The 26,904-nt window shown below is 71.8% G+C and carries 20 protein-coding genes and 4 riboswitches; of the genes, 10 read left to right on the forward strand and 10 right to left on the reverse strand.

Annotated elements, in window-relative coordinates:
* Position 1 precedes the first annotated feature (1 nt).
* Positions 2 to 1,237, reverse strand: coding sequence for a precorrin-6y C5,15-methyltransferase (decarboxylating) subunit CbiE (gene cbiE, locus L615_RS12815; RefSeq protein WP_145725298.1), 1,236 nt, complete (start codon positions 1,235 to 1,237; stop codon positions 2 to 4).
* Positions 1,238 to 1,252: 15 nt separating this feature from the next.
* Positions 1,253 to 1,430: riboswitch (cobalamin riboswitch) on the forward strand.
* Between the two features lie 29 nt (positions 1,431 to 1,459).
* On the opposite strand from cbiE, the gene L615_RS12820 reads away from it, so the two are divergent.
* The 5 genes from L615_RS12820 (at position 1,460) to L615_RS12840 (ending at position 8,388) form a co-directional block, all read left to right on the forward strand.
* Positions 1,460 to 3,550 (forward strand): VWA domain-containing protein, encoded by a 2,091-nt coding sequence (locus L615_RS12820; RefSeq protein ID WP_396954760.1) that lies wholly within the window; start codon positions 1,460 to 1,462, stop codon positions 3,548 to 3,550.
* Positions 3,550 to 4,323: a uroporphyrinogen-III C-methyltransferase gene (gene cobA, locus L615_RS12825; protein ID WP_145725299.1), complete on the forward strand. Its 774-nt coding sequence runs from the start codon at positions 3,550 to 3,552 to the stop codon at positions 4,321 to 4,323. Before L615_RS12820 ends, cobA begins: the two co-directional genes overlap by 1 nt.
* Positions 4,323 to 4,937, forward strand: coding sequence for a cob(I)yrinic acid a,c-diamide adenosyltransferase (cobO, locus tag L615_RS12830; RefSeq protein WP_145725300.1), 615 nt, complete (start codon positions 4,323 to 4,325; stop codon positions 4,935 to 4,937). Before cobA ends, cobO begins: the two co-directional genes overlap by 1 nt.
* Positions 4,938 to 5,002: 65 nt before the next feature.
* Complete coding sequence (locus L615_RS12835; protein ID WP_222430539.1) at positions 5,003 to 7,411, forward strand: cobyrinate a,c-diamide synthase; 2,409 nt, start codon at positions 5,003 to 5,005, stop codon at positions 7,409 to 7,411.
* Positions 7,408 to 8,388 (forward strand): cobalamin biosynthesis protein, encoded by a 981-nt coding sequence (locus L615_RS12840; protein WP_145725302.1) that lies wholly within the window; start codon positions 7,408 to 7,410, stop codon positions 8,386 to 8,388. Before L615_RS12835 ends, L615_RS12840 begins: the two co-directional genes overlap by 4 nt.
* 15 nt (positions 8,389 to 8,403) lie before the next feature.
* Here the strand turns inward: L615_RS12840 and L615_RS12845 are convergent, their stop codons facing one another.
* The 4 genes from L615_RS12845 to L615_RS12860 are packed head-to-tail and all read right to left on the reverse strand — an operon-like array spanning position 8,404 to position 11,940.
* A complete protein-coding gene (locus L615_RS12845) occupies positions 8,404 to 9,093 on the reverse strand; it encodes a ferredoxin (RefSeq protein ID WP_028849094.1) in 690 nt (229 codons plus the stop codon).
* Entirely contained in the window at positions 9,090 to 9,905 is an 816-nt protein-coding gene (locus L615_RS12850; protein ID WP_222430540.1) for an ABC transporter ATP-binding protein, read from the reverse strand. Before L615_RS12850 ends, L615_RS12845 begins: the two co-directional genes overlap by 4 nt.
* A complete protein-coding gene (locus tag L615_RS12855) occupies positions 9,902 to 10,939 on the reverse strand; it encodes an iron ABC transporter permease (protein ID WP_145725328.1) in 1,038 nt (345 codons plus the stop codon). The genes L615_RS12850 and L615_RS12855 overlap by 4 nt, the downstream gene beginning before the upstream one ends.
* Positions 10,940 to 10,941: 2 nt before the next feature.
* The gene (locus L615_RS12860) at positions 10,942 to 11,940 is read right to left on the reverse strand and encodes an ABC transporter substrate-binding protein (RefSeq protein ID WP_145725303.1); all 999 of its coding nucleotides are present in this window, start codon (positions 11,938 to 11,940) and stop codon (positions 10,942 to 10,944) included.
* Positions 11,941 to 11,965: 25 nt separating this feature from the next.
* Positions 11,966 to 12,154, reverse strand: a riboswitch (cobalamin riboswitch).
* Between the two features lie 64 nt (positions 12,155 to 12,218).
* Positions 12,219 to 12,284: riboswitch (cobalamin riboswitch) on the forward strand.
* A 54-nt stretch (positions 12,285 to 12,338) separates the two neighbouring features.
* On the opposite strand from L615_RS12860, the gene L615_RS12865 reads away from it, so the two are divergent.
* Positions 12,339 to 12,572 carry a CbtB-domain containing protein gene (locus L615_RS12865; protein WP_028849098.1) on the forward strand — a complete coding sequence of 78 codons (234 nt, stop codon included), beginning with the start codon at positions 12,339 to 12,341 and terminating at the stop codon, positions 12,570 to 12,572.
* A 148-nt stretch (positions 12,573 to 12,720) separates the two neighbouring features.
* Complete coding sequence (locus L615_RS12870; protein WP_028849099.1) at positions 12,721 to 13,542, forward strand: CbtA family protein; 822 nt, start codon at positions 12,721 to 12,723, stop codon at positions 13,540 to 13,542.
* Between the two features lies 1 nt (position 13,543).
* On the opposite strand, the gene L615_RS12875 is transcribed toward L615_RS12870, so the two are convergent.
* From L615_RS12875 to cobN, 4 genes are read right to left on the reverse strand one after another with little or no spacing between them, the layout of a single operon-like run.
* Positions 13,544 to 14,269 carry a cobalt-precorrin-6A reductase gene (locus L615_RS12875; RefSeq protein ID WP_145725304.1) on the reverse strand — a complete coding sequence of 242 codons (726 nt, stop codon included), beginning with the start codon at positions 14,267 to 14,269 and terminating at the stop codon, positions 13,544 to 13,546.
* Complete coding sequence (locus L615_RS12880; protein ID WP_145725305.1) at positions 14,266 to 15,762, reverse strand: cobyric acid synthase; 1,497 nt, start codon at positions 15,760 to 15,762, stop codon at positions 14,266 to 14,268. The genes L615_RS12875 and L615_RS12880 overlap by 4 nt, the downstream gene beginning before the upstream one ends.
* The gene (gene cobF, locus L615_RS12885) at positions 15,759 to 16,511 is read right to left on the reverse strand and encodes a precorrin-6A synthase (deacetylating) (protein ID WP_186449850.1); all 753 of its coding nucleotides are present in this window, start codon (positions 16,509 to 16,511) and stop codon (positions 15,759 to 15,761) included. Before cobF ends, L615_RS12880 begins: the two co-directional genes overlap by 4 nt.
* Positions 16,508 to 20,116 (reverse strand): cobaltochelatase subunit CobN, encoded by a 3,609-nt coding sequence (gene cobN, locus L615_RS12890; RefSeq protein ID WP_145725306.1) that lies wholly within the window; start codon positions 20,114 to 20,116, stop codon positions 16,508 to 16,510. Before cobN ends, cobF begins: the two co-directional genes overlap by 4 nt.
* A gap of 37 nt (positions 20,117 to 20,153) precedes the next feature.
* Positions 20,154 to 20,267, reverse strand: a riboswitch (cobalamin riboswitch).
* 17 nt (positions 20,268 to 20,284) lie between these two features.
* Between cobN and L615_RS12895 the strand changes: the two genes are divergently transcribed.
* A complete protein-coding gene (locus L615_RS12895) occupies positions 20,285 to 20,824 on the forward strand; it encodes a histidine phosphatase family protein (protein WP_186449851.1) in 540 nt (179 codons plus the stop codon).
* Positions 20,825 to 21,244: 420 nt separating this feature from the next.
* Here L615_RS12895 and L615_RS12900 read toward each other — a convergent pair whose 3' ends face one another.
* A complete protein-coding gene (locus tag L615_RS12900) occupies positions 21,245 to 21,820 on the reverse strand; it encodes a dihydrofolate reductase family protein (protein WP_145725308.1) in 576 nt (191 codons plus the stop codon).
* Between the two features lie 199 nt (positions 21,821 to 22,019).
* Between L615_RS12900 and L615_RS12905 the strand changes: the two genes are divergently transcribed.
* Positions 22,020 to 23,936, forward strand: a complete 1,917-nt coding sequence (locus L615_RS12905; RefSeq protein ID WP_145725309.1) for an ABC transporter ATP-binding protein — start codon at positions 22,020 to 22,022, stop codon at positions 23,934 to 23,936.
* A 147-nt stretch (positions 23,937 to 24,083) separates the two neighbouring features.
* On the forward strand, positions 24,084 to 26,903 hold the full coding sequence (locus L615_RS12910) for an aconitate hydratase (protein ID WP_145725310.1): 2,820 nt from the start codon (positions 24,084 to 24,086) through the stop codon (positions 26,901 to 26,903).
* Position 26,904 lies beyond the last annotated feature (1 nt).

Below are 26,904 nucleotides of genomic sequence, written 5' to 3' on the forward strand. Positions count from 1 at the left end.
TTCAGAGGCGCAGGCTCCACTGCGTCACGGTCCGCAGGGGCGTCCAGCCGGTGAACGTGCCGACGGGGTGCGTCGTCTCGACCGCGAGGCGGGTGAGCTCGCCGCCGTGCGTCCGGTAGGCCTCGGCGAGGAGTGACTCCGTCTCGAGCGTCACACCGTGCACGACGAGGCGTCCGCCCGGACGCAGCGCAGCCAGGCACGCGTCGAGGACGCCGGGGTGCGTGGCTCCGCCGCCGATGAAGATCGCGTGCGGAGGCTCGAGACCTGCGAGCGCGTCAGGGGCGCGACCCTCCACCACACGGAGGTCGGGCACGCCGAGACGCGTCGCGTTGCGTGCCACTCGGGCGGCGCGCACGGGATCTGCCTCCACCGCGGTCGTGCGGCAGGTGGGGTGGGCGCGCATCCACTCGATGCCGATCGAGCCGGCACCTGCGCCGACGTCCCACAGGTGCTGACCGGGCGCGGGGGAGAGACGGGCCAGGGCCGAGGCCCGAAGGTCGCGCTTGGTGAGCTGCCCGTCGTTCTCGAAGGCTTCGTCGGGCAAGCCGGCCACCCACGACGAGCGCCACGCCGAGTCGCCCGCGGGGATCTCGATCGCCAGGACATGCAGCGGSGGGMSGGTGTCGGCGGCCGTCGCAGTCCACTCCTGGGCGGTCTTCGTGGACCGCGACTCGGTGTCGGTCCCGAGGTTCCCGAGCAGGGTGATGACAGCGTCAGGATGGCCCGTCTCGGTCAGCAGCCGGCCCACGATCGAAGCTGAGTGCGACCCGGACGTCAGGACCAGGATCCGCCGCCCCGGAGCGACCTCGCGCAGCACCCGCGCCTCGTGTCGTCCGACCAGCGTCACGACGACTGACTCCTCGGCTGACCAGCGCATACGTGCTCGCGCCAAGGCCACGGACGAGACCGCGGGGATGACCAGGACGGCCTCGGCGCCGAGGGCGCGTACGAGTGTCGTGCCGATGCCCGAGACCATCGGGTCACCGGACGCCAGGGCCACCACCCGACGTCCGCGCAGCTCGTCGAGCAGAGCCGGCAGGGAAGGCGCGAGCGGCGAGGGCCACGGGCGTCGTTCCTGCCCCGGCACCGGGGCCACGAGGTCGAGGTGGCGTCGGCCACCGAGGACCACGTCCGCCTCCTGAAGGAGCGTCTCCGCAGCCGGCTGGAGCGACCCGTCGGCCCCCACTCCCACCACGGTCACGAGGTGTCCACGGGGAGGGGCCGTCACGTCATCCACGAGTCGGGAGGCTATCGTCAGCGCAACACGTGAGGTGCCCCCGCGCCCCAGCCATCGGAAACGGTGGGGACGAGCAACGGGGAGAATCTGGGAAGCCGGTGAGAGTCCGGCACAGGCCCGCTGCGGTGAGTCGAGCACTCCGTCAGGAGTGACTCGGCAAGTCCGAAGACCGGCCTCGCGTGAGCCAATCCATGGCCTACGAGCGGGAGCCTCAACGTGCCACTGAAGTACCCATTTTCTGCCGTCGTCGGCTGCGAGTACGACCCCACGACCGCCTCCGGTCTCGACGACATGGGCCTCGCCCTCGTGCTGAGCTCGATCAGTCCGGAGATCGGCGGCGTGCTCGTCCGCGGCGAGAAGGGCACCGCCAAGTCGACGACGGTCCGGGGGCTGGCCGAGGTGCTGCCCTGGATCGAGGTCCGCGACGGCGACCGGTTCTCCGCCGACCCGCACGACCCGGCCGCGACCTCGCCCGACCTCCTCGCCAGCTCCGGTGCGGTCGTGAGCCGTCCGGTCCGTCTGGTGGAGCTGCCGGTCGGGGCCACGGAGGACCGGGTGCTCGGCTCGCTCAACCTCGAGAAGGCGCTCACTGCCGGCGCCGTCGAGTTCGAGCCCGGGCTCCTGGCTCGCGCCCACCGCGGCGTCCTGTACGTCGACGAGGTCAACCTGCTCCACGACCACCTCGTCGACCTGCTGCTCGACGCCGCCGCCACCGGCCAGGTGACGGTCGAGCGGGACGGCGTCTCGATCGGCCACAGCGCCCGGTTCGTGCTGATCGGCACGATGAACCCGGAGGAGGGTGAGCTTCGCCCCCAGCTGCTCGACCGCTTCGGCCTCACCGTCGAGGTGGCCGCCCCACGCGATCCCGCCCTGCGCGTCGAGGTGGTGCGGCGCCGCCTCGCCTTCGACCGCGACCCCGCGGGCTTCGTCGCGCGGTACGCGGCCAGCCAGGCCGAGCTCACCCGACGGATCGCGCTGGCTCGCGAGCGCGTCGAGGAGGTCACCCTGGGGGAGGCGGCGATGCTCAAGGTCGCCGAGGTCTGCGCCGCCTTCGAGGTGGACGGCCTGCGTGCCGACATCGTCACCGCCCGAACGGCCGTGGCGCACGCCGCCTGGGCCGGCCGTCGGTTCGTCACTCGAGCAGACATTCGCGCCGCGGCCCTGCTCGCACTTCCGCACCGCCGTCGCCGCAACCCCTTCGACGCCCCCGGCCTGGACGAGAAGCTGCTCGACGAGGTCCTCGGCGACGACGAGCTCCCCGAGCCGCCGCCGGAACCGGACGGGCCCACGGACCCCACCGACGGTCCCGAGGACAGCCAGGACCCGTCCGAGGACCCCGCGTCGCCGTCCGACGGCTCCGGGGCCGACGCCGGCAGCCCCGACGAGGTCCCGACCGACGGCAGGGACGACGTGCCCGAACCGGCCGGTGCCGAGGCGGACGTCCAGGCGCCATCCGCGCCGCCGGCGCCGCACCCCCCGGGGGAGGGCAGCTCCAGCACTGTGGCGGCCGAGTCCGCGTACCGACCGCGTCTGTTCACCGTCGACGGGGTCGGCCGAGGTACGCCGGGGCGCCGTAGCCGCGCCCTTGGCGCCAGCGGCCGCCGGGTCGGCGCCACCCGAGCTGGTGGGACCGGGACGCTCCACCTGGTGGAGACCCTGCGAGCCGCGGCGGAACGCTACGCCACCGGATCGACGCGTGGGCCGGGTGGGCGCTTCGCGCTCGCGGCGGTCGACCTGCGCACCGCCGTACGCGAGGGGAGGGAGGCCAACCTCCTGTTGTTCTGCGTGGACGCGTCCGGCTCGATGGCTGCCCGGCGTCGCATGGTCCAGGTGAAGACCGCGATCCTGTCGCTGCTCACCGATGCGTACCGACGCCGGGACAAGGTGGCGATGATCAGCTTCCGCGGCACTGACGCGGACGTGACCCTGCCACCCACCGGGTCGGTCGAGGTGGCCGCAGCCCTGCTCGACGAGCTCCCGGCCGGGGGGCGCACCCCTCTGGCGGAGGGTTTGCTGACCGCGGCGGACGTCGTCCGGCGGGAGCGGCTCCGGGACGACCGACTGCGGCCGCTGCTCGTGGTCGTGACGGACGGCCGCGCCACCTCCGGGGCCGACGCCGTCGACCGCTCCCGGCTGGCGGCGGCCCACGTCGCGGCGATGCGGGTCCCCAGCGTCGTCGTCGACTGCGAAGAGGGGCCGCTGCGGCTCGGGCTCGCGCGCATTCTCTCCGGCCACCTGCAGGCCGAGCACGTCCCCATGGCCCGGGTCAGCGCGACCGGCCTCGTCGACGTCGTGAACGGGCGGGTGGCCTGATGGGCTCGCTGGCGCCCCTGCTCCCCGGCACCGTCGCGCTGGTCGGCGGTGGCCCCGGCGACGCCGGCTTGATGACGGTCGCCGGACGGTCCGCCGTCGAGCAGGCAGACGTCCTGCTGGTCGACCATCTCGCGCCGGAGGAGGCGCTGGCCTGGGCCCGACCCGACGCGCTCGTCGTGGACGTCGCGAAGCTGCCGCGCGGGGCCTTCACCCCGCAGGAACGCATCAACGACCTCCTCGTGGAGCACGCTCGACGCGGTCGCCGCGTCGTCCGTCTCAAGGGTGGCGACGGGTTCGTCTTCGGCCGCGGGATGGAGGAGGTCCTCGCCTGCACCGAGGCGGACGTCCCGGTGCGTGTCATCCCCGGCGTCACCTCGTCGGTGGCCGTCCCCGCGCTCGGCGGCATCCCCGTCACCCACCGCGGACTCGTCCAGGGCTTCAGCGTCATCTCCGGACACGTCCCGCCCGGGCACCCCTCCTCCACTCTCGACTACGGGGCCCTCGCTCGCTCCGGCACCACGCTGATCGTCCTCATGGGCGTGGCCACCCTGCCGGCGATCACCGAGGCACTGATGGAGAACGGGCTCGACCCAGCCACGCCTGCGGCGGTCATCGCACGTGGGGGCCACCCGGACCAGCAAGTGGTGAGCGGGTCCGTCGCCGACATCGCCGTCCGGGCAGCCCATGTCGAACCGCCTGCCATCACCGTCATCGGAGAGGTCGCCTCGTTCGCGGCCGCCACCGACACCCACGTTCTGGAAGAGGTCATCTGATGCCCCAGGGCCAGCCGCTCACCGTCCCTGATGACGGTCTCTCCACGCGCCAGCGCCGCAACCGCCCGCTCCTGATGGTCCACACCGGGGATGGCAAGGGGAAGTCCACCGCCGCCTTCGGGCTCTCCATCAGGGCGTGGAACCAGGGCTGGAACATAGGCGTCTTCCAGTTCGTGAAGTCCGCCAAGTGGCGCATCGGGGAGCAGACCGTCCTCGAGCGCCTCGGTCGCCTGCACGAGGAGAGTGGCGAGGGCGGACCGGTCGAGTGGCACAAGATGGGCGCGGGCTGGTCCTGGACGAAGAAGCAGGGCGACGCCGAGGACCACGCACGGACCGCAGCCGAGGGATGGCAGGAGATCAAGCGCCGTCTCGCCGCCGAGACGCACGACCTGTACGTCCTCGACGAGTTCACCTACCCGATCGCCTGGGGCTGGGTCGACCTCGACGACGTCGTCACCACCCTGCGTGACCGCCCCGGGAAGCAGCACGTCGTCATCACCGGCCGCCGCGCCGCCCCGGAGCTGATCGAGGTGGCCGATCTCGTCACCGAGATGGGCAAGATCAAGCACCCCATGGACGCGGGCCAGAAGGGCCAACGGGGAATCGAGTGGTGACGGTGCGCGACCTCGCAACATCCCAGCCGGGATCGTCGGGCCCGACCACACTGCCGCGCGTTGTGGTGGCCGCCCCGTCGACGGGCCAGGGCAAGACCACCATCTCCACCGGCCTCATGGCCGCTCTCCGGGCCCGCGGCCTGGAGGTGTCGGGCCACAAGGTCGGGCCCGACTACATCGACCCCGGTTACCACGCCTTGGCGACCGGACGCCCCGGCCGCAACCTCGACCCGCACCTGGTGGGGGAGGAGCGCATCACCCCGCTGCTGCTGCACGGCGCCCGAGGCGCCGACGTCGCGATCGTCGAAGGGGTGATGGGGCTGCACGACGGCCGGATCGGCGCCGACGGTTTCGCCTCGACGGCCCACGTCGCGAAGCTGACCCGCACCCCGGTCGTGCTGGTCGTGGACATCGCCCGGATGTCGCGCTCCGTGGGGGCCGTCGTCGCGGGCATGGCCGCCTACGACGCGGAGGTCGACGTCGTCGGCGTGATCCTCAACCGGGCCGGTTCCCCGCGCAACGTCGCCGAGGTCGAGCGAAGCCTGCGCCTGCCCGTGCTCGGCGTCGTCCCTCGTGACGACTCGATCTCCTCACCGTCACGCCACCTCGGGCTGGTCCCGGCAGGGGAGCGGCACGAGTCCGTCGAGGTGGTCGCCCGCCTCGGGGAGCAGGTGGCACGCCACGTCGACCTCGACGCCGTGCTCGAAGTCGCGCGTCGAGCCCCCGACCTCACCGACGCGGTGTGGGACCCGTTTCGCGAGGTACGCCGGGTGGAGGGCGAGTCTCCGGTCGTGGCCGTTGCTGGCGGACGAGCGTTCACCTTCGCGTACGCCGAGACGGAGGAGCTGCTGCGGGCAGCCGGCTGCACCGTCGTCCCGTTCGACCCCCTGCGTGACCGCTCGCTCCCCGAGGGGACCAGGGCTTTGCTGCTCGGCGGCGGGTTCCCCGAGGTGCACGTTCAGCAGCTGGCCCGGAACCGGGCCCTGCTCGACCAGGTGCGCGACGCCGTGCGGGGCGCTCTCCCGACGGTCGCCGAGTGCGCCGGACTGCTCTACCTCCTGGACGACCTGGACGGGTCCACGATGGCCGGTGTCATCGGGACCGGTGCCGCCATGTCGAAGCGCCTGACCCTGCGTTACCCGGCGGCAGTCGCTGCCGGCGACAACCTGCTCACGCGGGCCGGCGAGCGGGTGCACGGCCACGAGTTCCACCGCACCACCCTGACCGCCCCCACCCGGGGGTGGGCGCCCGCCTGGGAGGTCGACGGCGAGCTCATCGGCGTCGCCACCCCCACCCTCCATGCCTCCTACCTCCACACCCACTGGGCCGGGCACCCGGTGATGGCCGAGCGGCTGGCGCACGCGGCGTCCAGGGCAACGCCGGTCGTGGCTCCCGCCCCCCAGGCCGCGGCCGTGCCTCGCCCGAGGTCGGACGACGCCGTCGTTGATCCGCTGCTCCACCACGGGGATGTCGAGACCGGACGTGGACTGCTCGACTTTGCGGTGAACGTCCATCCCGAGCCTCGGCCCTCGTGGCTCGAGGCGGCGTTGCGGGACGGCCTCGAGCACTCGACCAAGTACCCGGACGTGACCCCGGCCCGCGAGGCCATCGCGGACCTGCATCACCGACGCGCCGACGAGGTTCTCGTGACTGCCGGCGCGGCCGAGGCGTTCGAGCTGATCGCCCGGTGGAAGCAGTGGCGGCACCCCGTCGTGGTGCACCCCCAGTTCACCGAGCCCCACGCCGCGCTCGAGCGCGCAGGTCACCAGGTGACCGTCGTCAGCTGCCGCCCCGAGGACGCCTTCCGTCTCGACGCCTCGGCCGTCCCCGAGACCGCCGACCTGGTGTTCGTGGGCAACCCGACCAACCCCACGGGGGTCCTGCACCCGGCCGAGGAGATCCTCAAGCTGCGCCGGCCCAAGCGCGTCGTCGTCGTGGACGAGGCGTTCATGGACGCCGTGACCGACCAGGGCCAGTCACTCTCGACGGACCGCCGGCGGGGCCTCCTGGTCGTGCGGAGCCTGACCAAGCACTGGTCGATCCCAGGCATCCGGGCCGGCTACGTGCTCGGGAACGAGCGCGCCATCGCGGGGCTCGCTGCCAGGCAGGTGCCTTGGTCGGTCTCCACGCCAGCCATCGCCGCGGCCATCGCCTGCACCGCCGGGGAGGCCGCGGCCGAGGCGGCGCGTCGGGCAGAGCGGGTCGAGCAGTGGCGCACCGGGCTCGTCGCAGCCCTGAAGCATCGGGGGTACGAGGTCGTGGACTCACGCACGTCCTTCGTGCTCGCGCGCCTGGGCTGCGGAACGCGCGAGGCGCTGCGCGCCCACGGCGTCGCCGTACGCCGCGCCGACACCTTTCCCGGGCTGGACGGCGCGTGGGCCAGAATCGCCGTCCGACCGCCGGACACGATGGCCGAGCTGCTCCGGGCGCTCGACGACGTCCCGGTGGGCCAGCCGTCCGCCATCGGCGCATGAACGGGTCGCGAGGCCTGTCCAGGTCGTCGGGCCTGTTGCTCGGCTTCGCCGCAGACCGCCTCCTGGGCGACCCGCGTCGGGGCCACCCCGTGGCGGCGTTCGGCACGGTCGCAGCCCGTCTCGAGCGGAGCCTGCACGCCGACTCTCGAGCGCGCGGGGTGCTGTACACCTCGCTCCTCGTGGGTGGGTGCGCGGCGCTCGGGGTCGGAGTCGAGCGGGCCACACGGGGCCGGCCCGTGCTGCACGCCGCGGTCACGGCCGCGGCCACCTGGACCGTCCTGGGCGGACGCAGCCTCGAGCGGGAGGCCCTGGCGGTGCACCGGTTCCTGGACGAGGACGACCTCGACGGCGCACGCCACCGGCTGACCTACCTGGTGGGACGTGACACCAGCTCGCTCTCGCCGCAGCAGATCACCCGGGCGGTGGTCGAGTCGGTCGCCGAGAACACCTCGGACGCCGTCACGGCCCCGCTGGTCTGGGGCGCCGTGGCAGGGGTACCGGGCCTGCTGGCCCACCGGGCGTCGAACACCCTGGACGCGATGGTGGGGTACCGCAACGCCCGTCACCAGAACTTCGGCTGGGCCTCGGCCCGGCTCGACGACCTGCTCAACCTTCCCGGTTCACGGCTTGCGGGTCTCGCCGTGCTGGGCGCAGCGCCCTCGCACGCCCGGGAGGCGTGGCGGGTCKGGAGGCGGGACGCAGCCGGCCACCCCAGCCCGAACGGCGGCGTCGTGGAGTCAGCCTTTGCCGGTGCGCTGGAGATCGTGCTGGGTGGTACGAACAGGTACGGCGAACGCGTCGAGCACCGTCCCACGATGGGGGACGGGCCGCCGCCGACCCCCGGGGACATCCCGAGGGCCACGGACCTGGCGACACGCGTCGGCGCAGCGGCCGCCGTCGCGACGAGTGCGCTCGCGGCGGTCACCGGTCGCTCGTCGTGGCGGTGGCGTGCCGGCGGCGCACGCCCAGCCGTCTGACGTCGAGCGCGACCGTCACTCCTTGCGGCGGCGGGGGAGTCGGAGCCGCTCCACCGGCACCCCGGCCACCAGGTGCTGCGAGACGATGGCGCCGGCTGCCTCCTCGTCGACGCTCCCGTACCAGACGTCGTCCGGCTGGACAGTGACCACCGGAGCGTGGTTGCACGGAAACTGGCACCCGGTCTGGGTGACGAGGACGTCGTCGTCGCCGAGACCGGCTCCCATGAGCCCCAGCACGACTCCCTTCCAGGCCGGCTCCGCGCCGGCCGCCGTGCAGCGCGGGCCACGGCAGACGAACACCTGGTGACGGTGCTCGGGAACGTCCTCCCACGCGGCCGACGTCAGTCCCGGGCCGCCGTGGGTGATCGGGCGTGCCAGCTCGACCAGCGCCCGCCACTGCGAGGTCTCCTCCATCAAGGCGGGCGCGGTGCTGACCCGGGGCGCGCCATCGCCGAACGCCCGCCACCAGTCGGCCGCGACCCGTCGCAGCCAGGAGACTCCCGGACCACCCGGGCCGCCAGAGACACCGACGAGCACCACCTCGGCCTCGCGGCTCCTCGCGAGTCGTTCGAGGACGTCTCCCAGCGTGGGGGAGGCCAGCTGCAGGAACGCGAGCTCGGCGTCGAGCTCGTCGGCGAGCGCCGCCAGCTCCGCGCGCCGGGCGGCGTCGGCAGGCGATGTGCCCACGAGGACGTGGACAGTCATGAGTTCTCCTCGACATGGCCGTCCCAGACCAGGTGATGACGGTCCAGGCGGGGGTGGGGGTCCAGCGAAGCGTCGACGTGGTAGACCTCGCGCAGCAACGAGGCGGTGAGGGTGGAGGTCACCGGCCCCTGGCCGTGCACACGGCCGTGGTTGAGCACGACCACGTCGTCGCAGAAGGCCGTCGCCAGCTCGAGGTCGTGCAAGGCGGCGACCGTGGTCAGACCGAGGTCTCGAGCCAGAGCGAGGAACCGCAGCTGCTGCCCGAGATCCAGATGGTTGGTCGGCTCGTCCAGGAGCAGGACCGCCGGCTGCTGGGCCAGGGTGCGGGCCAGGTGGGCGCGCTGGCGCTCACCGCCAGACAGCGTGGTCCACCCGCGGTCGGCAAGGTGCGTGAGCCCGACGAGGTCCATGACCGTGTCGACGACTTCGGCACCCGAGTCGCCGCGCGCGCCCAGCATCCGTCGGTGGGGGAGGCGACCCAGCGCGACCACCTGGCGCACGGTGAGGTCCGTGGTCGTGGTCGCATGCTGCTCGACCAGGGCGACGGTCTGGGCACGGCGGCGGTGCGACAACGAGCGGATCGCAACGTCTCCGACCAGGACGGTGCCGCGGTCGGGCTTCCGCAGGCCGGCGAGAACGTGCAGCAGGGTCGTCTTGCCGGACCCGTTGGGCCCCAGCAGTGCGGTGACCCGGCCGCCCCGGGCGAGGACGTCGACGTCGTCGAGCACGACGTCGACGCCGAGCCGGACGACGATTCCGCTCGCGCGCAGGTCGGGGGTCGATGAGTGCATGCACAGGTCGCGATGTGTCATGCGCGAGGCCTCCTTGCCATCAGCCAGACCAGGACGGGTGCGCCGAGCAAGGCGGTCAGCGCACCCACGGGGACTTCTTGACGGTCGACCAACGAGCGTGCGGCGGTGTCGGCCCACATCAGCAGGAGAGATCCGCCCGCTGCCGACGCGAGCAGGACGGCCCTGTGCCGGTTGCCCACCAGGGGGCGGACGAGGTGAGGAACCACCAACCCCACGAAGCCGATCACTCCGACGTAGGCAACCGTGGTCGCGGTCACCACGGCGGTGCCCACCATGAGCACCCAGCGCGTCGAGGTGACGGGCACGCCCAAGGACTGCGCGGACACCTCCCCGAAGGTGAAGGCGTCCAGCCGCTCGGCATAGGCGAAGAACCAGACCAACGCCACCAGCGCCGCGCCCAGCAGCACGAGGGTGCTGTCCCACCGGAGCCCCGCGAGCGAGCCGAGCGTCCAGCTCAGAACCCTGCGGGCGGCATCGCCCTCGCCGTGCATGATGACCACGACCGAGGTGTAAGCGCTGCACAGGTAGGCCACCGCGACGCCGGCCAGCACGGTGCGGTGCGGGCTCAGCCCCCGACCGCCGGCGGACGCGATCACCAGGACCACGGCGAGTGCGGCCAGCGCCCCGGCAAATGCGGCCACGGACACGGCCGCGCTGGCGACGAGCCCGCCTACTCCGATGCCCAGGACCATGATGGTCACCGCGCCCACCGTGGCGCCGCTCGAGACGCCGAGGAGGAAGGGGTCGGCCAGGTCGTTCCGCGTGAGGGACTGGAGGACGGCCCCGCACAGGGCGAGGACCGCCCCTGCCGCCATCGCCCCCATCACTCGTGGCAGCCTCAGCTGCCAGACGAGCTGGTCCTCCAGGACCGTGACCTCCCCGCCCGCCCCGAGCCGGCGCAGGAGAACGGCCAGGACGCGTGCCACGGGCACGTCCACCGATCCCAGGGAGAGCGCCACCGCAGCGCTGGCCACGAGTGCCGCCGCCGTGAGCGTCACCACGACGACTGCCCGGCCCGCTGCGAGGCGGGCCACACTCACGGCCGGAGGTCGAGATCCGCCAGCTGGCTGGCCACCGAGGCCGCGCCGTCGACCATGCGAACTCCGGGCGTGGCCTCGGAGTAGGCCACGGTCACGAACGCGCCCTTCTTCACGGCGGTGAGCTCGCTCAGCACGGGGTCCTTCTCCAGGTAGGCCCTCTTCTCCTCGGCCGACGACCAGCTGGCGTCCGCCAGGACGATGACGTCGGGGTCGGTTGCCAGAACGTCCTCCCAGCTGCCCTCGCCCCAACCCCGCTCGATGTCGTCGAACATGTTCTCGGCACCGACCGCGTCGAGGATCAGCTGTGGTCCGCTCTGGCCGCCGCCGACCAGCGGCGTCTTGTCACCTGAGTCGTACCACAGGGCAGTCAGGCCCTGACCGGGTGCAGCGTCGCGGATGCTCTCGAGCGTCTCCTTCTGCTCGGACACGAGCGCCTTCGAGGTGCCGGGCTCGCCGAGCAGTTCCGCGACGTCGTCCAGCTCCTGCCACACGGCGTCGAAGGTCGGGGCCGGGCGCTGGCTCTCGTCCGGGCAGCCGAAGGGGGACAGGTACGACTGGGTTCCCGAGCCAGCCAGGACGGTGCGGTCACCCGCCACGCCCTTGTCGAAGGCGGAGGCGTACGACGCGTACACCAGGTCGGGTTCTGCCTCCAGGAGAGCCTCGTTCGTGGGGTACTCCGCGGCCAGCACCGGTACCTGCTCGTACTCCTGGGCCCACCGGTCCGAGATCGCGTCGTCGAGGTAGGCGGTGCCGGCGAGGCGGTCACCCAGCCCGAGGGCGAGCACCACCTCGGTGGCGCCCTGGTTCAGAGTCACCACACGCTCGGGCGTGGACGCCACGACGACCTCGTGGTCGCAGTTGACCAGCTCGACAGGGAAGCGGTCGCCGCTCTCAGCGGTCGCCGTCTCCTTCTCTGGCGCGCCGGCGCAACCGGCGAGGAGCAGGACGGCGCCTGCGGCGAGTGACAGTCCGGGCATGGCGGCACGGCGAATCATGGGATCTTTCTCCAAGGACCTCGTTGGATACGAAACGCGCCGTGGCCGGTCTCCTGGCTCGCGCATCGCCGTCCTGCGACCGACCTTCCCAGGTGTGCACCCAGTGGTCCCGACACCGGAGTGTCGGTGAGGTCGCGGAACTCCGCGCTCACAGTGGCGAGGGCCGCGCCGGTCTTCCACCGGCTTCCCGTGCACCACGGCACCGGCACCGTACCAGTCCGTGGGTCGGCGTCCTCAGGGGGCGGCACGCCGCGTACGCTGGCCCCAGCGAATGCCATGGAAGCCGGTGAGAGTCCGGCACAGTCGCGCTGCTGTGACACCGTCCTCGGAGGGTGAAGTCAGACCCGGGCGTTCGTCCATCCCCACACCACCAGGGCGCAGAACCCTGAGGAGGAAACATGTCGCACGCTGTTGCCGCGCCGTTGTCCGGTGCCACCGCCATTCCCGCCGTCGAGATCCCGACGGTCGACCTTCGTGAGCTCGCCCCGTGGGCACTGTTCTTCGGCCTGCTGTCCGTGCTGGTCGTCTTCTTCGTCAGCATCGACCAGGGTGCGGTTTCACTCTTCGCCGGCACCGCCGTGCACGAGTGGGTCCACGACGGTCGTCACCTGCTTGGCTACCCCTGCCACTGACCCCTCGCTGGGTCAGCACAGCTGAGCTCCGACCGCCCTTGAGTGCGGTCTCCCTTCCCGACCCCTGCGCCGATCACGGCGCTGGGGCGTCGGGCGCGTCGTGCTGCGTGCACGGCTCATTCGACGACCACAGAAACAGGAATCACAAGTGAACGCACGTACTTTCCTGGTCCGCGGCCTGCTCGCGGGCCTCATCGCCGGCATCGTGGCCTTCGGCGTGGCCTTCACGGTCGGCGAGCCGCCGATCGACACCGCCATCGGCCTGGAGGAGGCCGCGGCAGCGGAGGTTCCGGCCGAGAGCGGCGCGGACGAGGTCCACACCCACGCCGAGGGCGACGGCGACCACACGCACGCCGCGGCTGCCACGGAGGAGGGGCACGCCCACTCGCACGGTGACGAGGAGGAGGGCGGCATCACCCGCACCACCCAGAAGACCTGGGGCCTGGCCACTGCGACGATCGCCATCGGCGTCGCCCTGGGCGGGATCATCGCCCTCATCGCCGCCGCCGTCGCTGGACGTCTGGGACGTCTGACGATCGTCGGCTCGACCGCACTGGTCACCGCACTCGGCTTCGTCGCCTACGCGCTGGTGCCCTTCCTGAAGTACCCGGCTGCTCCGCCGGCCGTGGGCAGCGGTGACACCATCGGGTCGCGCACCGCGTACTACTTCGCCTTCGCGCTGATCTCCATCGTCGCGATGGTCGCAACGGTGTTTCTGGGCCGCTGGCTCGCCGCCGCACGTGGCGCGTGGACCGGTGTCGTCGTGGCCGGGGTCGCCTACGTCATCGTGGTCGCCGTCGCGGCACTCGCCATGCCGACGGTCAACGAGCTCGGTGCCTTCCCCGCCGACGTGCTGTGGGAGTTCCGGATCTCCTCGGTCCTCACCCTGGCCGCGCTCTGGGGCGCCCTGGGCGTGGCCCTGACGTGGCTGCTCGGGCGGGTCGACACCACCGCGAAGGCGGTCGTCTGAGTCAGCGGTGCGACAGCACCCACTCGAGAGCCGGGCCCACCGCGTGCACGACCTGCGCGCGGGGGTCCGGCTCCGGCCGTTCCACGACGACCACAGGGACACCGAGCTGCGCAGCGGCCTGCATCTTGGGCCAGGTGTACGTCCCGCCGGAGTCCTTGGTGACCAGGACGTCGCTGCCGTGGTCGGCCATGACCGCGAGGTCGCCCTCGAGCGTGTACGGCCCGCGGCTGGTGAGCAGCCGCCACCGCGCAGGGAGGTCGACGTCGGGGGCGTCCACGACACGGGCCAGGACCGGAGCCTCGCGCAGCTCGGGCACGAAGCGGGCGAGCTCCTGCCGTCCGACGGCCAGGAAGGGACGTTGCCCCAGTGTTGCCGCCACCTGCGCTGCTTCGGCGTGTGTGCGCACGTACCGCCAGGCCGGATCCGGCTCCCAGCCGGGACGCTCGAAGCGCAGCAGCGGTACCTGCTCGGCCGCGCAGGCCTCGACGGCGTTGGCGCTCATGCCACGGGCGAACGGGTGGGTGGCGTCCACGACCAGGTCGTAGTCGGCCAGCGCGGTCCGCAAGCCCGCGACGCCGCCGAAACCGCCGATGCGGACCGGTCCCACCGGTAGGCGCGGACGTGCCACGCGCCCGGCGAGCGACGAGGTGACGTCCACCCGGGCCTCCACCAGGAGCTGGGCCAGGTCGCGCGCCTCCGCAGTGCCTCCGAGCAGCAGGACCCTCATCGTGCACCTTCCTGTGGGAGAGCGGGGACGGTGAGCACCGGCAGCGAAGCAGGCGCTCCGTCACGGGCCAGCGCCAGCAGCATCTCGACGTCGAGGTGCTCCTCGACGAGGTCGGCGAGGAGCTCCATCCGGCGCTCCCGTGCGGCCGGGAAGCTGGCGCCGGAGGGGGCCAGGGCGGCGACCTCGGCGAGGAAGGCGGCCCGGAAGGCGTCCCCCTCCAGGCTGCCGTGCCACATCGTGCCGAACACCTGACCGGAGCGGGCCCCGCCGAGGAACTCCTCAGCGCCTGCGTCGCGGCTGATCCGCCCGTGGTGGATCTCGTAGCCGGTCGTGGCCGCCCCGAGCGCCTCGCCGACGGGCAGGCGCAGCGCCTTCTCCACGGCGAACGTGGTGGTCACGGGGAGCAGGCCCAGCCCCTCGGCGTGCGCGCCGACGGCCCCCTCGACGCCGTTGGGGTCGCTGACCGTGCGGCCGAGCATCTGGAAGCCGCCGCAGATGCCGAGCACCGGACGACCCGCCGCGGCGTGGGCCTTGATCGCGGCGTCGAGCCCGCGCGAGCGCAGCCACGCGAGGTCGGCGAGCGTGGCGCGCGTACCCGGCAGCACCACGAGGTGGGCGTCGGCGAGGTCGCGCGGGTCGGAGACGAAGACGACGTCGAGGTCCGGCTCCAGGCCCAGGGCGTCGACGTCGGTGAAGTTGCTGATCCGGGGGAGTCGTACGACCGCGACCCGCACGCGGGCGCCGTCCCTGCTGCGGCGGCCCTCGAGGTCGAGGGCGTCCTCGGAGTCGAGCCACAGGTCCGGGTGCCAGGGCAGGACGCCGTGCACCGGGCGCCCGGTCAGCCGCTCCAGCCGGTCCAGGCCCGGGCGCAGCAGCCCCAGGTCACCGCGGAACTTGTTGACCACGAACCCGGCGAGCAGCGCCTGGTCGGCAGGTTCGAGAAGCGCGAGGGTGCCGAACATCGAGGCGAAGAGCCCGCCCCGGTCGATGTCGCCCACCAGCACGACCGGGAGGTCGGCGTGACGGGCCAGGCCCATGTTGACGAAGTCGCTGGACCGCAGGTTGATCTCCGCCGGGCTGCCCGCGCCCTCGGCCACCACGACCTCGAACCGGCCCGCAAGGTCGTCGTACGCGGCGTGCGCCGCCCGCGCGAGGTGACGTCGACCGGTGGCGAAGTCGGTCGCGGAGACCTCCCCGGCCGGGTGTCCCATCACCACGACGTGGCTGCGTCGGTCGGAACCGGGCTTGAGCAGCACCGGGTTCATGGCGGGCTCCGGGGTGACCCGGGCCGCCAACGCCTGGACCCACTGCGCCCGGCCGATCTCCGCGGTGCCACCGGCAGGGTCCTGGCAGACCATGGAGTTGTTGGACATGTTCTGCGCCTTGTACGGCGCCACCCGGACCCCGCGGCGCGCGAAGGCCCGGCACAGCCCGGTGGTCACCACCGACTTGCCGGCGTCCGAGGTGGTCCCGGCTACCAACAGCCCGCTCATGCGGGGCCCTCCGGGGCGCGGAGCAGGTACACGTCCATCACCCAACCGGCGAGCTCTCGGGCTCGGGCGCGGGCCTCGCGCACCTGCGGCAGGACGTGGCGGACCGTGCCGGCCACCAGCTGTTCGCCGTCCGAGCCGAGATTGGCGCCCCACCAGATTTGCCAGCCGGGGAGCTCCTCGAGCTGGTCGAGGCTGGCCTCGGAGCCAAGCATGACCAGCACGTTGCGCTGGCCCGCAGCGACGGTGTCGCGCAGGCGACGGGCGGTGGTGACGTGCACTGGCGTGCCGACCGGGTGCAGCACGATGCGGTGCCGGGCGGCCAGCAGCTGGGGAGCGCTGATGCCGGGCACGACGTCCCAGGTGAGACCGGCCAGGCGGGGATCGGCCGCCATGCCCTCGACCACGCGCAAGGTCGAGTCGTACAGCGACGGGTCACCCCACACCAGGAAGGTCGCCCGCCCACCCCGCTCGGCCACCGCGTCGGCGAAGGCCGCCACCCGGGCGGCGTGCCAGTCGCGCACTGCGGCGGGGTAGTCGCTTGGGTCGTCCCGGTCACGCTGCGGGTCGGGCACCTGGACCAGCTCGACCTCGAACTCCTCGCAGATCGCGCGGCGCACCTGCAGCAGCTCGTCGTCCTCGTGCTTGCGCACGGCGAGCACGTAGTCGGTGTCCAGCAGGGCGCGGACGGCGTCCCGGGTCAGGTGGGCGGGACCCGTGCCGAAGCCGACAACGTGCAGGTGGGCACTCACGCCTCGTCCTCCAGGTCCCCCTCGACCTCGAGGTACACCTTCTGCAGCTGCGACAGCGTCTCCGGGTCGGGCTCCGCCCACAGGCCACGCTCGGCGGCCTCGTGCAGCCGCTCGACGATGCCGCGCAGGGCCCACGGGTTCGAGGTACGCAGGAACGCTTGGTTGGTCTCGTCCAGCACGTATGAACTGGCGAGCGACTCGTACATCCAGTCGTGGACGACCCCGGCGGTGGCGTCGAACCCGAACAGGTAGTCGACGGTGGCTGCGAGCTCGAATGCGCCCTTGTAGCCGTGGCGCTGCATCGCCCCGATCCAGCGGGGGTTGACCACGCGAGCCCGGAAGACCCGGTTCGTCTCCTCCTGCAGCGAGCGCGTCCGGACGGCGTCGGGGGAGGTGGAGTCGCCGACGTAGGCCTTCGGGTCGGAGCCGGTGAGGGCGCGCACGGTGGCCACCATGCCGCCGTGGTACTGGAAGTAGTCGTCGGAGTCCGCGATGTCGTGCTCAGCGCTGTCGACGTTCTTCGCAGCCACCTTGATCCGTCGGTACGCGGTGCGCATGTCCTCGGCCGCGGCGATTCCGTCCAGGCCTCGGCCGTATGCGAAACCGCCCCACGCGGTGTACACCTCGGCCAGGTCGTTGTCGTCGCGCCACGAGCCCGACTCGACCACCTGGAGGATGCCCGCACCGTAGGAGCCGGGCTTGGAGCCGAAGATGCGAGTCGTGGCCCGGCGCTCGTCCCCGTGCTCAGCCAGGTCGGCCCGGCTGTGGGCGCGGACGAAGTTCATCTCGTCCGGCTCGTCCAGGGCGGCGACCAGCTGCACCGCGTCGTCCAGCATCGACACCACGTGCGGGAAGGCGTCGCGGAAGAAGCCCGAGATGCGGACGGTGACGTCGATGCGCGGACGGCCGAGCTCGGCCAGGTCGATCACCTGCAGGTTGTTCACCCGGCGGGACATGTCGTCCCACTCGGGCCGTACACCGAGCAGCGCGAGCACCTCGGCCACGTCGTCACCGGAGGTGCGCATCGCGCTGGTGCCCCACACCGACAGGCCGACGGAGCTCGGGTACTCGCCGGTCTCGTCCAGGTAGCGCTGCACGAGGGACTCGGCCATCGCCTGACCGGTCTGCCAGGCCAGGCGCGAGGGGATGGCGCGGGGATCGACGGTGTAGAAGTTGCGGCCGGTCGGCAGCACGTTGACCAGGCCGCGCAGCGGCGAGCCGGACGGGCCGGCGGGCACGTAGCCGCCCTCGAGGGCGTGCAGCAGCACGTCGATCTCATCGGTCGTGCTGGCCAGGCGCGGCACCACCTCGGTGGCGGCGAAGCTCAGCGCGGCCCGCACGTCGGCGTCCTCGTGGAGCTGGGGCACCACTGTGGGGTCCCAGTTCGCTGCGGCCAAGGCCTCCACGAGACCCCGTGCCTCGGCCTCGAAGGCGTCCACCTGCGCGGTCGAGGCGCCGTCGGAGAGGCCGAGTGCTGCCCGGAGCCCGGGGACGGCGTTGCCGACCCCGCCCCAGACCTGCGAGGCGCGCAGCACCGCGAGGACCAGGTTCACCAGGGCCTCGTCGGAGGGTGCCTGACCCAGGACGTGGAGTCCGTCGCGGATCTGGACGTCCTTGATCTCGCACAACCAGCCGTCGACGTGCAGCAGGAAGTCGTCGAACTCCTCGTCGCCGGGGCGCTCGTCGAGACCGAGGTCCCGGTGCATCTCGGCGGCCTTCATCAGCTGCCAGATCTCCCCGCGGATCGCGGGCAGCTTGGCCGGGTCCATCGCGGCGATGTTGCCGTACTCGTCCAGCAGCTGCTCCAGGCGGGCGATGTCGCCGTACGTCTCGGCGCGCGCCATCGGCGGGATCAGGTGGTCGACGATGGTGGCGTGGGCGCGTCGCTTCGCCTGTGCGCCCTCGCCGGGGTCATTGACGAGGAACGGGTAGAAGAGGGGCAGGTTGCCCAGCACCGCGTCGGTGCCGCACTCGGCGGAGAGCGCCGCGTTCTTGCCCGGCAGCCACTCCAGGGAACCGTGCTTGCCGACGTGCACGACGGCGTGCGCGCCGAAGCCGCCGGACTCCGGGGACTCCTCCAACCAGCGGTAGGCCGCCATGTAATGGTGGGTCGGGGCGAGGTCGGGGTCGTGGTAGATCGCCACGGGGTTCTCGCCGAAGCCGCGGGGCGGCTGGATCATGATGACCACGTTGCCGGCGACGAGCGTCGCGATCACGATCTCACCGGCGTCGTTGACGAAGAGGGAACCAGGAGCCTCCCCCCACGCCTCGGACATGGAGTCGCGCAGGGCCTGCGGCAGGTGGGCGGTCCAGCGTCGGTACTGCTCGGCGGGGATCCGGACGTGCGCGTCGCTGAGCTGCCCGGACGTCAGCCACTCCTCGTCCTGCCCACCCGCGGCGATCATCGCGTGGATCAGGGCGTCACCCGCCTGTGTGTCGTCCTCGAGGTCGAGGCCTGGTACCGCGCCGGGGCCGCCCAGGTCGTACCCGGCGTCTCGGAGTCGTCGGAGCAGGCGGATCGTGGAGACCGGGGTGTCCAGTCCGACGGCGTTGCCGATACGGGAGTGCTTGGTCGGGTACGCCGACAGGACGAGTGCGACCTTCTTCTCTGCGTTCGGGACGTGACGCAGTCGCGCGTGGTTGACCGCGATGGCGGCCACGCGGGCGCAACGCTCGGGGTCGGCGACGTAACGGGGGAGACCTTCGTCATCGATCTCCTTGAAGGAGAACGGTGCGGTGATGATGCGCCCGTCGAACTCCGGAATGGCGATCTGGTTCGCGGAGTCGAGCGGCGTGACGCCGTCGTCGTTGGCTTCCCACTCCTCACGGCTGCTGGTCAGGCACAGTCCCTGGAGGACGGGGATGTCGAGGGCGGCGATGCGCTCGACGTCCCAGGTTTCGTCGTCGCCGCCGGCACTGACCGAGGCCGGGACGCTGCCGCCGGCGGCCAGGACGGTCACCACGACGGCATCGAGCTGGCCGAGAGCTTCGAAGAGCTCGTCGGGCGCACTGCGCAGCGAGCCGGCGAAGATGGGTACGCCCACGGCCTGACCGGTGGCGTCGACGGCGTCCGCCAGGGCGTGCGCGAAGGCGGTGTTCCCGCTGGCCTGGTGGGCGCGGTAGTAGAGGATGCCGACCTTCGGCAGTGAGGGGTCGGAGGGTGCGCCTCGCTCGGCGAAGCCCCATGACGGCACGACCGCCGGGGGCTCGAAGCCCTCACCGGTGAGCAGGACGGTGTCGGAGAGGAACGCGTGCATCTGGGCCAAGTTGGCCGGCCCGCCCTCGGCCAGGTAGCGGTGCGCCTCGGTCGCGACGCCGATCGGGACGGTGCTGAGCTCCATCAGCTCGGCGCTGGGCTGCTGCTCACCGCCGAGGACCACCAACGGTGTGCCGGCGGCGCGGACGGCCGCCAGTCCCTCCCACAGGTCATGGGGCGAGCCCAGCTGACGTACGACGACGAGGTCGGCACCCGCGAGGACCGCATCCAGCTCGCTGCTCGTGCTGCGCGACGGGTTGGCGAGCGCGAAGCTCGAGCCGCTGGCCCGGGCCGAGAGCAGGTCGGTGTCGGACGTGGAGAGCAGGCAGACGTGTGCGGACGCGGCCATGTGCCGGGTTCCTCCTCCGGGGTTCTCGCCCCGTGTAGCGGTCGGATTCACCCACGGCCAGTGTCTGGCTTCGAGCACGCGTGCTCGATCACAGTGGCGGAACCGCCCCGGAGTCTCACCGGGTTCCTGCGCCGTGGATCTTCCGCAGCCTACGGGAGAATGGCGCGCGTGAAGCAGCCGGTCTACCTCCTGAGGCACGGAGAGTCGGAGTGGAACGCGCAAGGCGTTACACAGGGACAGACGCCACATCCGCGGCTCACAGGTGCTGGGCGTGCCCAGATGGTCGAGGCCGCTGATTTCCTCGCCCTATGTCTGACGTCCACAGACGCGGTGCGCGTGACCTCGAGCGACCTCACCCGGGCGGTCGAAGGGGGCGAGGTGGTGGCGGCCCGTCTGGGAGCCAGCCAACTTGTCGACGAACGTCTTCGGGAACGGCACTTCGGCCTCTTCCAGGGGACGAACCACCGACGCACGGTCTCCTGGACCGGACGGGCCTCGGCTGTCGCGCTCGCCCATGGTGGCGTGGAGCGCCGACCTGAGGTCGTGCGCAGGACATTGGCTGCCCTTGCCGACCTCGACCCGGCGATGACGCACGTCGTGGTGGCGCACGGTGAGCTGTTCCGTCTCCTGCCCGGGGGCTCCGCGGTGGGGGAGGTCGCCAACGGCCAGGTCCTCCTCTGGGACGGCCGATCCGTCCAGCGGCTGTGACGTCGACGATCGGGGAGGGGCGTGTGACGGCCGTCGGGGGCTCGTCGCGCGCACCTCACGCGGACCATGAGAATCGGTCAGAACCGACCGACCTGCGGTACGGATTGGGTTCCAGATTCGGTGGCGAGTCGAGGGCCTGATCGAAAGGCTCCGAGAGTGCGTCGCTGCGGCGCTGCAACCGCGGTTTGGGTGCCCTCGTAGGCAGCTGTCGACGGGAGGGCTCGGATTGGGCTCGCTTTGATTCGCAAAGGTCTGCGACCCCGCGCCGACGCCCACAAGGGTCGAGAACGACATCGCTGCAGGTCAGGTGCGGTTTCTGGGATACGAAGGCGTCCGATCGCAAATGATCGCGTTGACGCTCAGGGGGCCGAACCTGTTCCCGATGACGCACCACGTCGAGTGCGTGGCGTTGCTGGAGCCTCAGCGCACCACCTGGTAGCAGAGCTTCTGCACCCCGTTGGCGTAGGACTTGGACTCGACGAGCTCCAGCTTCTGGCGGTCCTTGTCGGTGTCGCTCCACATCCGCTTGCCGGCGCCGAGGACCCAGGGAAAGACGAGCAGGTGGTAGCGGTCGAGCAGTCCGGCGTCGCCGAGGCTGCGGGCGAGGCTGGCGGAGCCGTGGATCGAGATGGGGCCGCCGTCGGTCTCGCGGAGCGCCGCCACGTCGTCGATCGAGCGCAGGATGGTGGTCTCGCCCCAGTTGTCGACGAGGTCCTCCTCCCGCAAGGTCGTCGACACGACGTACTTCGGCATCGCGTTGTAGTGCGGGAACTCCTCGGTCATGCCCGGCCACACCGGCGCGAAGGCCTCGTAGCTGACCCGGCCCAGCATCAGGGCGGAGGCCTCCTCCTGCTCCCGGCCCTTGAGCTCGTACACCTCCTCGCGGAACTCGATGTCCTGGAACGTCCAGCCGCCGTTGCGGTAGTCGGGCTCGGGGCCGGGGGCCTGGACGACGCCGTCGACGGAGACGAAGGCGGTGTAGATCAGGGTTCGCATCGGTGACCTCCTGGGTCGGTGAGGGGGTTCTCTCATCCTCTCCACGAACGAGGATGGCCTGCCACGACAGCCACGGTCGAAGAATCTTCCCGACGGCCCCAGATGGTCCCCCCGGCCGACGCGCCGCGGGTCACCTCGGGGTCGGGCCCGGGCGCACCGGCTTGTCCTCAACCCGACTTGAGGTTCTACCGTCGAGACCATGAGCATGGAGTCGATCGCGTGGAACCAGGTCTACCGCAGCATGCACGGGCCGCAGGAGGAGCGCGCGTTCAACCGGGCGACGGCCCGGCGCATCTTCGCCTTCGCGCGTCCGCATCGCGGCAAGCTCGTCGGCTTCGTGCTGCTCAGCGTGCTGACCTCGGCGCTCGCGGTGGCCACGCCGGTGCTGGCCGGCCGGGTGGTCAACGCGATCGTCGACGGCGGTCGTGAGGGGCTGGTCGCCTGGCTGGCCCTGGCCATCGCCGGCCTCGCTGTCGCAGACGCCGGGTTCGGGCTGCTGGCCCGCTGGCTCTCGGCGCGGATCGGGGAGGGGCTGATCCTCGACCTGCGCACGACGGTGTTCGACCACGTGCAGCGGATGCCGATCGCGTTCTTCAGCCGCACCCGCACGGGCGCGCTCGTCAGCCGGCTCAACAACGACGTGATCGGCGCCCAGCGGGCGTTCAGCACCACCCTCTCCGGCGTGGTCGGCAACCTGGTGACGCTGACCCTGACCCTCGTGGTGATGCTCGGCATCTCCTGGCAGGTCACGCTGCTCGCCCTGGTCCTGCTGCCGGTGTTCGTGGTCCCGGCCCGGCGGATGGGGCGTCGCCTGGCCGGCATCCAGCGCGAGGCCGCCGACCACAACGCGGCGATGGGCAACCAGATGACTGAGCGCTTCTCCGCGCCCGGCGCCACCCTGGTCAAGCTGTTCGGCCGCCCCGACCAGGAGTCGGCCGAGTTCACCGCCCGCGCCGAGCGGGTGGCCCAGATCGGCGTGCGCACCGCGATGGTGCAGACGACCTTCGTGACCGCGCTGACCCTGGTCTCGGCGCTCGCCGTCGCCGTCGTGTACGGCGTGGGCGGGCTCGCGGCGATCCGCGGGAGCCTCGACGCCGGCGACGTCGTGGCGTTGTCCCTGCTGCTGACGCGGCTCTACGCGCCGCTGACCTCGCTGGCCAGCGCCCGGGTGGACGTGATGAGCGCGCTGGTCAGCTTCGAGCGGGTCTTCGAGGTGCTCGACCTGCAACCGCTCATCACCGACAAGCCCGACGCTCGCGCGCTGCCCGAGGGCCCGGTGTCGGTCGAGCTCGACGACGTCCGTTTCGCCTATCCCTCCGCCGACAAGGTCTCACTCGCATCGCTCGAGTCGGTCGCCGTCCTCGACGCCCGCGGCGGCGAGGAGGTGCTGCACGGGGTGTCGCTGCGCGCCGAGCCGGGTCAGGTCGTGGCCCTCGTCGGCTCCTCGGGTGCCGGCAAGTCGACCATCGCCCAGCTGGTCTCCCGCCTCTACGACGTGGACAGCGGCGCCGTGCGCCTCGCCGATGTGGACGTGCGCGACCTCAGCGCGGAGTCGATCCGCGAGGCCGTCGGCATGGTCACCCAGGACGGGCACCTGTTCCACGACTCCATCCGCGGCAACCTGCTCTTCGCCCGCCCCGGTGCCGACGAGGCAGAGCTGTGGGACGCGCTGACCCGTGCCCGGCTCGCCGACCTGGTCCGCGCGCTGCCCGACGGGCTGGACACGGTCGTGGGGGAGCGCGGCTACCGGCTCTCCGGCGGGGAGCGGCAGCGGCTGACCATCGCCCGGCTGCTGCTCAAGCAGCCGCGGGTCGTGATCCTCGACGAGGCCACCGCGTCGCTGGACTCCACCTCGGAGGCGGCGGTGCAGGCAGCCCTCGCCGAGGCGCTGTCCGGGCGGACCGCACTGGTCATCGCGCACCGGCTCTCGACCGTCCGCGCCGCCGACCTGATCGTCGTGGTCGAGGACGGACAGATCGTGGAGCGGGGCACCCACGCGGAGCTGGTCGGCGCGGGCGGGAGGTACGAGGAGCTCTACCGCACCCAGTTCGCCGACGACACGCCCCTCGCCGTCGTACCCGGACGTGGAGATGTGCCTTCCGATCGTGTATCTTGACATCAAGAGATATCGGGAACCGGTGCTCTGGAACACTTAGGTCAGCCTCACTATCCCGGCGCCGCACCCCGGCGGCAGGATGCAGGGGAGAGACCTACCGACAACGAGCTCAGTCGATGTGGCAGTCGACGGGGAGACGGAGACGCGATGGCCAGCAAGAACAGCTTCGGTGCCAAGAGCACCCTGGACGTGGACGGCAAGTCCTACGAGATCTTCCGCCTCGACGCGGTCAAGGGCGAGGGCCTGGACGTCGAGAGCCTGCCGTTCTCGCTGAAGGTCCTCCTCGAGAACCTGCTGCGCACCGAGGACGGCGCGGACATCACCGCCGAGGACATCAAGGCCCTCGCGGGCTGGGACGAGAACGCCCAGCCCGACAAGGAGATCCAGTTCACGCCGGCGCGCGTGATCATGCAGGACTTCACCGGCGTGCCCTGTGTCGTCGACCTCGCCACCATGCGCGAGGCGATGGCCGAGCTCGGCGGCGACGCCACCAGGATCAACCCGCTCGCGCCCGCCGAGATGGTCATCGACCACTCCGTCATCGCCGACGTCTTCGGCACGCCCGAGGCGTTCCAGCGCAACGTCGAGATCGAGTACGAGCGCAACCGCGAGCGCTACCAGTTCCTCCGCTGGGGCCAGGGCGCCTTCGACGACTTCAAGGTCGTCCCGCCGGGCACCGGCATCGTGCACCAGGTCAACATCGAGCACCTCGCGCGCACCGTCTTCACCCGTGAGGTCGACGGCGAGCTGCTGGCCTACCCCGACACCTGCGTCGGCACCGACTCGCACACCACCATGGTCAACGGCATCGGCGTCGTCGGCTGGGGCGTCGGCGGCATCGAGGCCGAGGCGGCCATGCTCGGCCAGCCGGTCTCCATGCTCATCCCGCGCGTCGTCGGCTTCAAGCTGACCGGCGAGCTCCCCGAGGGCTCCACCGCCACCGACCTGGTGCTCACGATCACCGAGATGCTGCGCCAGCACGGTGTGGTCGGCAAGTTCGTCGAGTTCTACGGCGAGGGCGTCGGCGCGCTGCCGCTGGCCAACCGCGCCACCATCGGCAACATGTCGCCGGAGTTCGGCTCCACGATCGCCGTCTTCCCGATCGACGAGGAGACCGTCAACTACCTGCGCCTGACCGGCCGCTCGGACGAGCAGCTCGCGCTCGTCGAGAAGTACGCCAAGGAGCAGGGCCTCTGGCTCGACCCGTCGGCCGAGCCGCGCTACTCGGAGAAGCTCGAGCTGGACCTGGCCACGGTCGTCCCGTCCATCGCCGGCCCGAAGCGCCCGCAGGACCGCGTCCTCGTGTCCGAGGCCAAGGCCGCCTTCCGCGGCGCGCTCGTCGACTATGCCGGCGAGGCCCAGGACGCCAAGGGCTACGACGAGGCCGTCGAGGAGACCTTCCCGGGCTCCGACGCCCCCTCGCACGACCCGAACCAGTCCAACGGTGAGGACGCTCCGCGCGAGCACCTCTCGGCCGCGCCCGCCGACGGCGGCCGCGCGTCGAACCCGATCGAGGTCACCCTCGAGGACGGCACGACGTTCACCCTCGACCACGGTGCGGTGACGATCGCCTCGATCACCTCCTGCACCAACACGTCGAACCCGTCGGTCATGATCGGTGCCGCCCTGCTGGCGAAGAAGGCCGTCGAGAAGGGCCTGGAGCGCAAGCCGTGGGTCAAGTCGACCCTGGCGCCGGGCTCGAAGGTCGTCTCGGACTACTACGAGAAGGCCGGCCTCACGCCGTACCTCGACAAGCTCGGGTTCAACCTCGTCGGCTACGGCTGCGTCACCTGCATCGGCAACTCGGGCCCGCTCATCCCCGAGGTCTCCGCCGCCGTGCAGGAGAACGACCTCGCCGTGGTCTCGGTGCTGTCGGGCAACCGCAACTTCGAGGGCCGGATCAACCCGGACATCAAGATGAACTACCTGGCGTCCCCGCCGCTGGTCGTCGCGTACGCGCTCGCCGGCTCCATGGACGTCGACCTGTTCAACGACCCGCTGGGCAACGACTCCGAGGGCAACCCGGTCTACCTCAAGGACATCTGGCCCTCGCCGGCCGAGGTCGAGGAGACCATCGCCCAGGCGATCACCTCGGACATGTTCACCGACTCCTACGCCGACGTCTTCAAGGGCGACGAGCGCTGGCAGTCGCTGCCCACCCCGGAGGGCAACACCTTCGCGTGGGACGAGTCGTCGACCTACGTCCGCAAGGCGCCGTACTTCGACGGCATGCCCGACGAGCCGGCCCCGGTCACCGACATCGACGGCGCGCGGGTCCTGCTCAAGCTCGGCGACTCGGTCACCACCGACCACATCTCGCCGGCCGGCTCGATCAAGGCCGACTCGCCCGCGGGCAAGTACCTCACGGAGAACGGCGTCGCCCCGCGCGACTTCAACTCCTACGGCTCGCGCCGCGGCAACCACGAGGTGATGATCCGCGGCACGTTCGCCAACATCCGCCTGCGCAACCAGATCGCGCCGGGCACCGAGGGCGGCTTCACCCGCGACTTCACCCAGGCCGACGCGCCGGTCACCACGGTGTACGACGCCTCGGTGAGCTACCAGGAGGCCGGCATCCCGCTCGTCGTCCTGGCCGGCAAGGAGTACGGCTCGGGCTCGTCGCGCGACTGGGCGGCCAAGGGCACCTCGCTGCTGGGCGTCAAGGCGGTCATCGCTGAGAGCTACGAGCGCATCCACCGCTCCAACCTCATCGGCATGGGCGTCATCCCACTGCAGTTCCCCGAGGGCCAGAACGCCGAGTCGCTCGGCCTGACCGGCGAGGAGACCTTCTCGATCTCGGGCATCACCGAGCTCAACGAGGGCACCACCCCGCGCACCGTGAAGGTCACCACCGACTCCGGCGTGGAGTTCGACGCGGTCGTCCGCATCGACACCCCCGGTGAGGCGAACTACTACCGCAACGGCGGCATCATGCAGTACGTGCTGCGCAACCTGCTGCGCGGCTGAC

This window comes from Nocardioides sp. J9, from assembly GCF_007829375.1.
In the GTDB taxonomy this organism is placed as follows: domain Bacteria; phylum Actinomycetota; class Actinomycetes; order Propionibacteriales; family Nocardioidaceae; genus Nocardioides.

What these genes read in the sequence shown, in the direction of transcription:
- L615_RS12910 (WP_145725310.1), top strand. Translation starts at nt 24,084, where the DNA reads ATGGCCAGCAAGAACAGCTTCGGTGCCAAGAGCACCCTGGACGTGGAC.
- L615_RS12865 (WP_028849098.1), top strand. Translation starts at nt 12,339, where the DNA reads ATGTCGCACGCTGTTGCCGCGCCGTTGTCCGGTGCCACCGCCATTCCC.
- L615_RS12900 (WP_145725308.1), bottom strand. Translation starts at nt 21,820, where the DNA reads ATGCGAACCCTGATCTACACCGCCTTCGTCTCCGTCGACGGCGTCGTC.
- cobN (WP_145725306.1), bottom strand. Translation starts at nt 20,116, where the DNA reads ATGGCCGCGTCCGCACACGTCTGCCTGCTCTCCACGTCCGACACCGAC.
- cobA (WP_145725299.1), top strand. Translation starts at nt 3,550, where the DNA reads ATGGGCTCGCTGGCGCCCCTGCTCCCCGGCACCGTCGCGCTGGTCGGC.
- L615_RS12880 (WP_145725305.1), bottom strand. Translation starts at nt 15,762, where the DNA reads ATGAGCGGGCTGTTGGTAGCCGGGACCACCTCGGACGCCGGCAAGTCG.
- L615_RS12905 (WP_145725309.1), top strand. Translation starts at nt 22,020, where the DNA reads ATGAGCATGGAGTCGATCGCGTGGAACCAGGTCTACCGCAGCATGCAC.
- cobO (WP_145725300.1), top strand. Translation starts at nt 4,323, where the DNA reads ATGCCCCAGGGCCAGCCGCTCACCGTCCCTGATGACGGTCTCTCCACG.
- L615_RS12875 (WP_145725304.1), bottom strand. Translation starts at nt 14,269, where the DNA reads ATGAGGGTCCTGCTGCTCGGAGGCACTGCGGAGGCGCGCGACCTGGCC.
- L615_RS12860 (WP_145725303.1), bottom strand. Translation starts at nt 11,940, where the DNA reads ATGATTCGCCGTGCCGCCATGCCCGGACTGTCACTCGCCGCAGGCGCC.
- L615_RS12845 (WP_028849094.1), bottom strand. Translation starts at nt 9,093, where the DNA reads ATGACTGTCCACGTCCTCGTGGGCACATCGCCTGCCGACGCCGCCCGG.
- L615_RS12850 (WP_222430540.1), bottom strand. Translation starts at nt 9,905, where the DNA reads ATGACACATCGCGACCTGTGCATGCACTCATCGACCCCCGACCTGCGC.